Source organism: Streptomyces sp. CNH287 (assembly GCF_000424825.1).
The window spans coordinates 1-10,251 of the sequence record NZ_AUKQ01000017.1; the positions used below are offsets into that span (position 1 = coordinate 1).

10 protein-coding genes and 2 rRNA genes are annotated in these 10,251 nt (G+C 71.9%); 9 read left to right on the forward strand and 3 right to left on the reverse strand.

Annotated elements, in window-relative coordinates:
- From H299_RS0118105 to H299_RS0118135, 8 genes are all read left to right on the forward strand, one after another.
- A 23S ribosomal RNA gene (locus H299_RS0118105) occupies window positions 1-114 on the forward strand; the annotation flags it as partial.
- Between the two features lie 111 nt (window positions 115-225).
- Window positions 226-342 (forward strand): 5S ribosomal RNA (gene rrf, locus H299_RS0118110).
- 134 nt (window positions 343-476) lie between these two features.
- Window positions 477-1,124 carry an HAD family hydrolase gene (locus tag H299_RS0118115; RefSeq protein WP_027749544.1) on the forward strand — a complete coding sequence of 216 codons (648 nt, stop codon included), beginning with the start codon at window positions 477-479 and terminating at the stop codon, window positions 1,122-1,124.
- A 49-nt stretch (window positions 1,125-1,173) separates the two neighbouring features.
- On the forward strand, window positions 1,174-2,355 hold the full coding sequence (locus H299_RS0118120; protein WP_027749545.1) for an acetoin utilization protein AcuC: 1,182 nt from the start codon (window positions 1,174-1,176) through the stop codon (window positions 2,353-2,355).
- A 681-nt stretch (window positions 2,356-3,036) separates the two neighbouring features.
- Entirely contained in the window at window positions 3,037-3,246 is a 210-nt protein-coding gene (locus H299_RS0118125) for a helix-turn-helix domain-containing protein (RefSeq protein WP_027749546.1), read from the forward strand.
- Between the two features lie 295 nt (window positions 3,247-3,541).
- Window positions 3,542-3,640: a 30S ribosomal protein bS22 gene (locus H299_RS38445; RefSeq protein WP_003948845.1), complete on the forward strand. Its 99-nt coding sequence runs from the start codon at window positions 3,542-3,544 to the stop codon at window positions 3,638-3,640.
- Between the two features lie 115 nt (window positions 3,641-3,755).
- Window positions 3,756-4,889 (forward strand): NAD-dependent epimerase/dehydratase family protein, encoded by a 1,134-nt coding sequence (locus tag H299_RS34870; RefSeq protein ID WP_078512846.1) that lies wholly within the window; start codon window positions 3,756-3,758, stop codon window positions 4,887-4,889.
- Window positions 4,882-5,925, forward strand: coding sequence for a lysophospholipid acyltransferase family protein (locus H299_RS0118135; protein WP_027749547.1), 1,044 nt, complete (start codon window positions 4,882-4,884; stop codon window positions 5,923-5,925). The genes H299_RS34870 and H299_RS0118135 overlap by 8 nt, the downstream gene beginning before the upstream one ends.
- Window positions 5,926-6,009: 84 nt before the next feature.
- Here H299_RS0118135 and H299_RS0118140 read toward each other — a convergent pair whose 3' ends face one another.
- From H299_RS0118140 to H299_RS0118150, 3 genes are all read right to left on the reverse strand, one after another.
- On the reverse strand, window positions 6,010-7,395 hold the full coding sequence (locus H299_RS0118140) for a DUF5667 domain-containing protein (RefSeq protein ID WP_027749548.1): 1,386 nt from the start codon (window positions 7,393-7,395) through the stop codon (window positions 6,010-6,012).
- 202 nt (window positions 7,396-7,597) lie between these two features.
- A complete protein-coding gene (locus tag H299_RS0118145) occupies window positions 7,598-8,404 on the reverse strand; it encodes an ECF subfamily RNA polymerase sigma factor, BldN family (RefSeq protein ID WP_027749549.1) in 807 nt (268 codons plus the stop codon).
- A gap of 469 nt (window positions 8,405-8,873) precedes the next feature.
- Window positions 8,874-9,872, reverse strand: coding sequence for an HAD-IB family hydrolase (locus tag H299_RS0118150; protein ID WP_027749550.1), 999 nt, complete (start codon window positions 9,870-9,872; stop codon window positions 8,874-8,876).
- Between the two features lie 139 nt (window positions 9,873-10,011).
- Here H299_RS0118150 and H299_RS0118155 point away from each other — a divergent pair, with 139 nt between their 5' ends.
- A complete protein-coding gene (locus tag H299_RS0118155) occupies window positions 10,012-10,248 on the forward strand; it encodes a glutaredoxin family protein (protein ID WP_027749551.1) in 237 nt (78 codons plus the stop codon).
- The last annotated feature ends 3 nt before the right edge of the window (window positions 10,249-10,251 follow it).

Below are 10,251 nucleotides of genomic sequence, written 5' to 3' on the forward strand. Positions count from 1 at the left end.
CCACCTCCTTTGTGGGGTTAAGGCTCCCGGTAGATGACCGGGTTGATAGGCCGGATATGGAAGCCTCGTGAGGGGTGGAGTTGACCGGTACTAATAGGCCGAGGGCTTGTCCTCAGTTGTTCGCGTCCACTGTGTGGTTTCTGAGACCACAACCAAGCCGGCACACACTGCTATCTGTTTTTTGGGGTGGGTGGTGTGGTGCTGCTGGTGTGTGTTTCACCGTGTTTCGGTGGTCATAGTGTGAGGGAAACGCCCGGTTACATTCCGAACCCGGAAGCTAAGCCTTGTTACGCCGATGGTACTGCATGCGGGAGCGTGTGGGAGAGTAGGTCACCGCCGAACAATCATTGAATGGGTGGGTTCCCGGAAACTTAGTTTCCGGGAACCCACCCATTTTGCGTTGCTCTCTTGCCCCAGCCCCCACCAGGCCGGCTCCCTCCTCCACCACGGGTCAGGGAAAGACCTAGGCTGACGCCATGGGCTATGAGCTGATCATCTTCGACAACGACGGTGTTCTCGTGGACAGCGAGCCGATCGCCAATCGGGTTCTTGCCGCCTACCTCACGGAGTTGGGCCACCCGACCACCTACGAGGATTCCCTGCGCGACTACATGGGCGGCAGCGTGCAGCGCGTGCACGAGCTGACGGGGGAGCGTACCGGGCGCAAGCTGCCCGAGGAGTTCAACGGCACCCTGCACGAGCGGACGGTCTCCGCTTTCCGCCGCGAACTCGAACCGGTGGCAGGCGTCGCCGACGTGCTGCGCACCCTGGCAGCCGAAGACGTCCCGTACTGCCTGGCCTCCTCCGGCACGCACGAGCGCATCCGTGCGGCCCTGCACACGACCGGCCTGTCCGGCCACTTCGACGACACCCGGATCTTCAGCTCCCAGGACGTCGACCACGGCAAGCCCGCACCCGACCTGTTCCTGCACGCCGCCCGGGCGATGGGCACGTCCCCCGAGCGGTGCGCGGTGGTCGAGGACAGCCCGCTGGGCGTCCAGGCGGCCCGCGCCGCGGGCATGGACGTGTACGGGTACGCGATGATGACGCCTCGGGAGCAGCTTGCCCAGGCCAGCGCCCTGTTCACGGACATGGGCGAACTCCTCCCGCTGCTCGCCCGCTGACCCTGCCCGCCGCCCTCCGAGGGGTGTGCGGGCAGGTACCGTGTCGGGCATGAGCGGCGGCGCGCGGGTGATGTGGGACGAGGCGGTCACCGGCTATGACTTCGGTCCCGGACACCCCATGGACCCCATCCGGCTCGCGCTGACGATGCGCCTGGTGGAGGCGTACGGGCTGGACCGGGCGCCGGAGTTGGAGATCGTGCGGGCCTCGGCCGCCGGGCAGTCCACGTTGCGCCTGGTGCACCGGCAGGACTATCTCGACGCCGTCGGCCGCGTGTCCGCCGATCCCGCCTCGGCGGACGGCTCGTACGGCCTGGGCACCGAGGACGATCCGGCGTTCGCGGGCATCCACGAGGCGTCGGCGCTCATCGCGGGCCAGTCGGTGGCCGCGGCCGAGGCGGTGTGGCGGGGCGACGTGCTGCACGGGGTGAACTTCGCCGGCGGGCTGCACCACGCCATGCCCGGTTCGGCGGCCGGTTTCTGCGTCTACAACGACCCCGCGCTCGCCATCGCCCGGCTGCTGGAGCTGGGCGCCGAGCGCGTCGCGTACGTCGATGTGGACGTGCACCACGGCGACGGCGTGCAGGCGGCCTTCTGGAACGACCCCCGGGTGCTCACGGTCTCGCTGCACGAGCACCCCCGCACTCTCTTCCCCGGCACCGGCTGGCCGCAGGAGTGCGGCGGCCCCGAGGCGGAGGGCACCGCGGTGAACGTGGCGCTGCCCCCCGGCACCGGTGACGCGGGCTGGCTGCGGGCGCTGCACGGCGTCGTTCCGGAGCTGCTGGCGTCGTTCGCCCCGCAGGTGCTGGTCACGCAGCACGGTGCGGACACGCACGCGGACGATCCGCTGGCGCACCTCGCGGTCAGCGTCGACGCGCAGCGTTCGGCGGCCGAGGCCTGCCACGGCTGGGCACACGAGCTGACGGCCGGCCGCTGGCTGGCGCTGGGCGGCGGCGGATACGCGGTGGTGGACGTGGTGCCGCGCAGTTGGACGCATCTGGTGGCCATCGCGGCGGGTGCGCCGATCGACCCGGGCAGCGTGGTCCCCGACGAGTGGCGGGACGCGGTGTACGCGCGTACGGGGCGGACCGTGCCGCCGCTGCGGATGACGGACGGTGGTGAGCCGCTGTGGAAGAAGTGGGGCGAGTCGGGGTACGACCCCGCCGACGCGCTGGACCAGGCGGTGCTGGCGACCCGGCGCGCGGTCTACCCGGCGCATGGCTTGCTTCCCTGAGCCCCGCTCTGCCACTCCCCCCGCGCCCCCTGCTCAACTCCTTTCCCCACTCGGTTCCCCAACCCCTGCCGCTCCCCGGCGTCTACGCCGCACTGCCCGCTGCGTCGTCGGCGGCTGCGTGCCTGGTACTAGCACCGGCGGAGGGGGAACGTATCGACATAACGACCCGGTTCGGAGTACGCCCCTACAACCTTTCCTGCGTACGGAGCGTCGCGCCGATCCGGGGTCGGGACCGGCCGCCCGCGCCGGGTGCGGGGGTGCGCGCGGGCACGCACCGTCGCCGACGCCCACCGTGCCCGACCTGTCGCGAGGCCGTTCGGCGCCGGCTTCCCAGGCTGCGGGCGAGTGGGCCCGACGAGGGCCGCGTCGCAGGTCAGAGGCGTGGCCGGGAGTGGAGCGGAGCAGCGGGCAGGGTCGCGCGCCGAAGGCGGGACAGGTCGCCGGCAGGGTGACGGACACCCACCTGTGCCACTCGCCGTGCTGACTCTCCGAGTCACCTCCGCTACCGTCCGCTTGCTCGCTATGTACTCAATCGGGAGCGTCTGTCACAGTAGGAGGCCGATCGTTGCTCCTCTTCCTCACTTGCATCACCCGCCCCTAATCTGGGGAGGAGCGCACATGCGAGCAGGAGTCACCGGAGGGGAAGCCGGTGCCCGACATGTGCGGAAGGTCAGGTGTGACATGGCTGCTGGCGAGAGGCCTCTCAACGAGGTCGTGTTCTTGACCGTGGCGGAAGTCGCCGCGGTGATGCGCGTTTCCAAGATGACCGTGTACCGCTTGGTGCACAGCGGTCATCTGCCGGCGATCCGGGTGGGCAGGTCCTTCCGGGTCCCAGAGCAGGCTGTCCATGAGTATCTCCAGGATTCGTATGTGGGGGTGGAGAGCGCCTAGGGCCTGTCTGACAGTTCCCGCCGGGTCCGGCCCGCCCGGCACGCACGCTCCCGGCCTGATCCGACGCGAACTGCCAGACAGGCCCTGGAGAGGCTTACGTGCTCCTCTCGGGCACCAGCTGTCCTTGATCGCGGACGGTCGGCAGGGTCGTGCGTCGGACCTCGGTTTACGAGCATCACTCGGTGACGGGTAGGCTGACCCCATGTAGGTCGTGTGGGCTCGGACGCCCCGCACCGAGTGATTCGAAATGAGTTCTCCCCACACCTGTGGGGATGATCCGTGAGCGAGGGTAGTCGTGGGCTCTGTTATCAAAAAGCGGCGCAAGCGGATGGCGAAGAAGAAGCACCGCAAGCTGCTCAAGCGCACGCGTGTTCAGCGCCGCAACAAGAAGTGAGCGAGCGCGCTGTTCGTTGACCGCCGCTCTCCGTCCCGCACCGTGGTGTGCGTGGGGGAGGGCGGCGGTCCTGTTTCATCGGGCCGCGGGTCACGGCCCGCGAGAGGGAGCGAACGTGGGCAGAGTCGTGCTCGTCACGGGAGTCGCCCGGCAGCTCGGCGGCCACTTCGTCAGCCGGATGCAGCGGGAGCCCGGCGTCGACCGGGTCATCGGCGTGGACGTGCAGCCACCCGTGCACCAGCTGGGCGGCGCGCGGTTCGTACGGGCCGACATCCGGCAGCCCGCCATCGGTGAGGTGCTGGTCGAGCACGGCGTGGACACCGTCGTCCACATGGACATCCACGGCACCCCGCTGACCCCGCGCGGCAGCCGGGCCTCCGTCAAGGAGACCAACGTCATCGGGACGATGCAGCTGCTCGGCGCCTGCCAGCGGGCCCCGGGGGTGCGTCGGCTGGTGGTGAAGTCGAGCACGAGCGTCTACGGTTCCGCGCCCCGCGACCCCGCCGTCCTCGACGAGGACACCGAGGCCAAGGCGCTGCCGAGCGGCGGCTTCGCCAAGGATGTGGTGGAGGTCGAGGGTTACGTGCGGGCGTTCGCCCGCCGCAGGCCGGACGTCGCGGTGACGCTGCTGCGCTTCGCGCACGTACTGGGCCCCACGGTGGACTCGCCGATGGGCGACTACTTCACGCTGCCCGTGCTGCCGACGGTGCTCGGCCATGATCCGAGGCTCCAGTTCGTGCACGAGCGCGACGCGGTCGAGGTGCTGTGCCGGGTGTCCGGCGAGCCCGCGCGTGGCACGTTCCACGCGGGGACGTTCGACATCGCCGGCGCGGGAGTGCTGCTGCTGTCGCAGTGCGCGCGGCGGCTGGGCAGGCCGACGCTGCCGCTGCTGCTGCCCGCGATCCGCTGGGGCGGCTCCGTGCTGCGCTCGGCGGGCCTGACGGATTTCTCCCCCGAGCAGATCAGGATGCTGACCTACGGCAGGGTGGTGCGGGCCGCGCGGATGCGCGAGTTCCTCGGCTTCGAGCCGGAGTTCAGCACGGCCGGGACGCTGGTCGACTTCGCCCGCGGGTACGGGCGGGGGCTGCTGCCGCCAGAGCTGGTCGGGCGTACGGTCGACCGGGTCGCGGCCGGGCTGACCGGGTTGTCGCGGCTGGCCGATCCGCCGTACGCGGGGGCGCGGCGCGCGGGTTCCGCCGGGCGTGCGGGCCCGGTGGCGCAGGGGAAGGAGTCCGGACGCCATGACTGACGCGAAGGTGATCCCGTTCGACGACGACCGGCGCAGGCGCCGTGCGCGCGGCGGCGCCGTACCGGAACAGCACGACGGGGCCGCGGCGGACGGGGCGGACGCGGCGGGGCCGGGGCGGGGCGACGAGGCGGACGGCCAGGCAGCCTCGCCGGACCTGGACCCGGACCCGGCGGCGGACTCCGGCGGCGGCACGGCACCCGGCTGGGAGGAACGCGCCGCGCGCGGGCTGGCGTTCCTGCGGCGGCGGCTCACCGGCGAGTACGAGGTCGACGAGTTCGGCTACGACGAGGAACTCACCGACCAGGTGCTGATGTCCCTGCTGCGCCCGGTGTACGAGAACTACTTCCGGGTCGAGGTCCGCGGGCTGGAGCACATCCCGGACACCGGCGGCGCGTTGGTGGTGGCCAACCACTCCGGCACCCTGCCGCTGGACGCGCTGATGCTCCAGGTCGCCGTGCACGACCACCACCCCGCCGGGCGTGCGCTGCGGCTGCTCGCCGCCGACCTGGTGTTCCGCCTCCCGGTGGTCAGCGAACTCGCCCGGAAGGCGGGGCACACGCTCGCGTGCGCCGAGGACGCGCAGCGCCTGCTGGAGTCCGGCGAGGTGGTGGGGGTGATGCCCGAGGGCTTCAAGGGCATCGGCAAGCCCTTCGCGGAGCGGTACAAGCTCCAGCGGTTCGGGCGGGGCGGTTTCGTCTCGACGGCGCTGCGGGCGGGCGTGCCGATCGTGCCGTGCTCGATCGTCGGGGCGGAGGAGACCTACCCCATGATCGGCAACTCCCGGACGCTGGCCCGGCTGCTGGGCCTGCCGTACTTCCCGATCACGCCGACGTTCCCCTGGCTGGGGGCGCTCGGTGCGGTGCCGCTGCCGACGAAGTGGACGATTCAGTTCGGCGAGCCCCTGGCGTCCGAGGGGTATCCGCCGGAGGCGGCGGAGGACCCGGTGCTGATGTTCCACCTCACCGACCAGGTCCGGGAGACGATCCAGCACACGCTGTACGAGATGCTGGTGCGGCGGCGCTCGGTCTTCTTCTGAGCGGCCCCCCGGGAGCCGTGCCGCCGCGGAGCCGGAAGGTGGGGACGGTACGGGCGTGGCGGCGCCCGTACCGTCCCCACCGGCTCATCCGCCCTGCGGCTCTCCGTCCAGCCCTGGCAGGACGTTCGGGACCAGCGGGGGCAGCGTGATGTCCGGCCCGGGCGCCGGAGTCCCGCCGGGCTGCGCGCCCGGGCTGTCGCCGGGGGCGCGCGGGGTCGCACCTGGGTCCGGCGCCCCCTCGCCGGGGCGGGTGCCGGGGGCGGACCGCTCGCCCTCCGGCGACGCGGCCGGCGGGCCGAAGAGCCCGCCGCCGCCGAGCAGCCCTTGCTCGGAGGGCTCGGTGCCGGTGGGGCCCGGGCTGCCGGGGCCCGGCTTCGCCCGCGCGTCCGCCGAGGGCGTGGTGGAGGACGAGGCGGCGGGCGAGGAGGGCAGGGGCGAGAGGGCCGGGCGCCGCTCGCGCAGCTGGGTGCGCGCCGTCTCCTCCAGCGGGGTGTCCTGCGGCAGGGCGGCGAACAGCGGGCGCAGCGGGCCGACTTGCTCCTCTATGGCGTCGAAGACGGACGTCACCTCCTCGCCGACCTCGGTGAGCTGTGCGGGCAGCCGCTCGCGCAGCTGGCTCCAGCGCTGCTTGTGCTCCTCGGAGAAGGCGGACAGCGACTCGATCCGGCCGATCTTGCCGTCCCGCTCGTAGGCGGCGGTCAGCAGCCTGCGGCCCTCCGCCGCGTCGTGCCGCATGCCGGACAGCGTGCGGCGGACCTCGTTCACCGACTCGTAGTCCAGCGAGCCCGAACGGCCGCGCTCCATCAGGCGGCGGGCTTCCCGGAGCCGGGTGGAGGCGTTCTCCAGGTAGACCTGCCCCCGGTCGGCGTCGCCGCCCGCGAGGTCCAGCCGGAGGCCCTCCATGCCGCGCTTGAGGCCGTAGAGGGTGTCGCCGGGGAGGGCGTCCGTACTGGCCACGGCGGCTCCGCCGAGGGCTCCGGCCGCCACTCCGACGCTGAGGCCGCCCGCCGCGATCCCCTTGCCCAGCCGGGATTTGGGGCGCAGTCTGCTCAGCGCGCTCAGTGGCGGCGCCCGGTGTGCGCCGCGGCTGGCGCGCGGGGCACGGGTCGCGCCGGGGGCGCGTTGCTCGGGGACCACACCCTCCGCGCCCGCGCGGGCGGCGCCCTCCGCGAAGGCGCCGTCGGCGAAGGCGGTCTCCATGGCCGCGATGAGCTGGGCCCGTTGGACGGCCTTGACCTCCGCGTCCAGCTCGGGCCGGGGCAGCGTGCAGAGCCCGTCCGCCAGGGCGAGCAGTGAGCCTTGCCCTGGCGGACCCTCACCGCCGGCCGTCCCGCCGCCTGGCCTCCTGCCACCTGGTGCGCCACCACCCGTTGCCCCGTCGGTCGCGGAGCCGTGGGGCTCGCGACCGTGCTCGTCCAGGGCCTGGGCGAAGGCATGTGCCCGTCGGCTCGTCGACACCGATCCGATCACCGGCGGCACCTCCTCTCGTCAGCACGGTCGACCCCCCGCGACAAGGGGAAGGTGCCGCGGCCGACTCCCGGCCGTACGCGGGGCGTACGGAGGGAGCGCGGCACGACTGCGGGGAGCCTGCAATCCCCACAACGAGCGGAAAGCCAGTCGGGTTACGGAGTGACGATGATGTGACCGGGGGTGCCTGTGCGGTCACCAGTGGTCAGCGTGCGTCGTCGGGCAGCAGCCGGGCCAGCGTGCGGACGGCGCGGTACTGGAGGGTCTTGATCGCACCCTCGTTCTTCCCCATGATGCGCGCGGTCTCGGCCACCGTGAGGCCCTGGAGGAAGCGCAGCGTGACGCACTCCTGCTGCTGCGGGTTGAGCCGGTGCACGGCGTCCAGCAGGGCGGCGTTGGAGAGGGTCTCGAGAACCGATTCCTCGGGGCTGCGTTCGACCTCGTTCGCGTCGAGCATCTCTCCGGTGGTCACTTCCAGGCGGAAGCGGCTGGACTTGAAGTGGTCGGCGACCAGGTTGCGCGCGATGGTGACCAGCCAGGCGCCGAAGTCGCGGCCCTGCCAGGTGAAGGTGCCGATCCGGCGCAGGGCGCGCAGGAAGGTCTCACTGGTCAGGTCCTCGGCCGTGGCCCGTCCGCCGACGCGGTAGTAGATGTAGCGGTAGACGGTGTCGCTGTACTGGTCGTAGAGGCAGCCGAAGGCGTCGGCCTCGCCGCTCTGGGCGCGCTCGACCAGGTCCATCATGCGGCGCGCGTCCGCCTCGCTGACGGCGGGACGCCGCCCTGCGGACGCGTTGCCGGAGGTGCCGGCGGCGCCGCTGCGCGGGCGGCGCCCGGTGGTGCGGGTACTGGTGGTGCTGTCGGTCAGGGCGTAGCAGGGGCGTACGGGGACAGGTGCGGCTGCGGCGAGGGCGGGGACGGCGTACGCGGTGGGGACGAATGCGCGCAGTTGGTCGATGACCGTCGTGCGCAGCGTAGCCAGGCCCGAGGTGTCAACCCCGACGTGTGGGTACACGGGACTCCCAGAGGCAGAGCTTCCATCACATGCAGAACGGGACCTTGCGTCCGGTGCTGGGACGAGTGGGTACCGGAATGCGTCTGAGGAGAATAACGCTTCGTGCAGGGAGCGCTACACCTAGTTGTCGAAATTGCCGATTCCGTTTGATCTGTTACGCGTTGGTGATCGATTGCAATTCGAACAGGTGTGGTGTGTTGATCGTTTCGACGCCGTGGATTGTCGATTCGGTGACGATTTATGGCCGAGTCGAGCGCACGCGTCCGGCGGCGCGCAGGTGGGGGTGAGCGGCGGGTCCGGCGTCGCGAATCCGGTTATCTCCCGCGTGTGCCCCGCGCGTTCACCAAGGGCCAGGGTGTGCGCGGTGAGCTGCTGCGGGGCGGTGGCACGACGGGCGGCGCGGGCGGTGCGCGGGCGGTGGGGACGTCACACCTGTCGGTCTCCCCCCGTGCACGGCGGGTGAACCCCCTCAGCGCCGACGGCGTTGCAGTGCCACGGCCGCCACCGCGCCGCCCGCCGCCGCGCCGACCCCCGCCGCGGCCGGTATGCCGATCTTGACCGCTTTTCGCCCGGTGCGGTAGTCGCGCAACCGCCAGCCCATTTCCCTGGCGTGCGCGCGCAGGCGGCTGTCAGGATTGATCGCATACGGATATCCGACGAGCGACAGCATCGGGATGTCGTTCGCGGAGTCGCTGTACGCGGCGCAGCGCTCCAGTTCCAACTGCTCGGCGGCGGCCAGCGCGCGTACGGCCTCCGCCTTGGCCGGGCCGTGCAGCGGCTCGCCGACCAGGCGGCCGGTGTAGACGCCGTCGACGGACTCGGCGACGGTGCCGAGCGCGCCGGTCAGCCCGAGGCGCCGGGCGATGATCGTCGCCGTCTCGACGGGGGCGGCGGTCACCAGCCAGACCTTCTGGCCCGCGTCCAGGTGGGCCTGGGCGAGGGCGCGGGTGCCCGGCCAGATCCGGCCGGCCATGTACTCGTCGTAGATCTCCTCGCCGATCGCGTTCAGTTCGGAGGCGTGGTGGCCCTTGACGATGGAGAGGGCGCTGTCCCGTGCGTCCTGCATGTGCCCGGCGTTCTCCGCACCCGCGAGCCGGAAGTACGCCTGCTGCCAGGCGAAACGCGCCAGTTCGCGCTTGCTGAAGAACTGGCGCTTGTAGAGCCCGCGGCCGAAGTGGAAGAGCGCGGCGCCCTGCATGACGGTGTTGTCCAGGTCGAAGAAGGCGGCGGCCCTGGTGTCCCCGGTGACCGGGAAACCGGGCGCCCCCCCGTCGGCGCCGCCGCTCGCGCTCTCGCTGTCGGCGTCGTCCCGCGCGCTCGACTGCTTCTTCTCGCGAGCCTCCCGGGCCTCCTGCTCCGCCCGCGCGCCCTCCTGCTTGCGGGCCGCCTCCGCGGCGGCCTCGCCCGCCAGGACGCTGCGCGCGGTCGCGGAGCGCCTACGGGGGGTGAGCCAGGACGGAACGGCCATACCGCGAGCATAACCAGTCCTCCCACCTGCGCCCTTACGGCCTGGCGACGGGAGGGGGACGTGCCGGCGTACGGGCGGTACGGGCTGCGGAGCGCGGGCTGCGGGGCACGGCCGGCGGGCGGGGGCGGACAATGGCCGCATGAAGAAGGTCACGTTGATCGCGAAGCCCGGCTGCCATCTCTGCGAGGTGGCACGGGACACCATCGCCAGGGTCTGTTCCGAGACAGGTGCCGTGTGGGAGGAGAAGGACATCAACCAGGACCAGGAGTTGTACCGCGCCTACTGGGAGCAGATTCCGGTGGTGCTGATCGACGGTGAGCAGCACGATTTCTGGCGGGTCGACCCGGATCGGCTGCGCGCGGCGCTCGCGGGCTGACTT

What these genes read in the sequence shown, in the direction of transcription:
- H299_RS0118115 (WP_027749544.1), top strand. Translation starts at nt 477, where the DNA reads ATGGGCTATGAGCTGATCATCTTCGACAACGACGGTGTTCTCGTGGAC.
- H299_RS0118120 (WP_027749545.1), top strand. Translation starts at nt 1,174, where the DNA reads ATGAGCGGCGGCGCGCGGGTGATGTGGGACGAGGCGGTCACCGGCTAT.
- H299_RS0118125 (WP_027749546.1), top strand. Translation starts at nt 3,037, where the DNA reads ATGGCTGCTGGCGAGAGGCCTCTCAACGAGGTCGTGTTCTTGACCGTG.
- H299_RS0118135 (WP_027749547.1), top strand. Translation starts at nt 4,882, where the DNA reads ATGACTGACGCGAAGGTGATCCCGTTCGACGACGACCGGCGCAGGCGC.
- H299_RS0118150 (WP_027749550.1), bottom strand. Translation starts at nt 9,872, where the DNA reads ATGGCCGTTCCGTCCTGGCTCACCCCCCGTAGGCGCTCCGCGACCGCG.
- H299_RS0118155 (WP_027749551.1), top strand. Translation starts at nt 10,012, where the DNA reads ATGAAGAAGGTCACGTTGATCGCGAAGCCCGGCTGCCATCTCTGCGAG.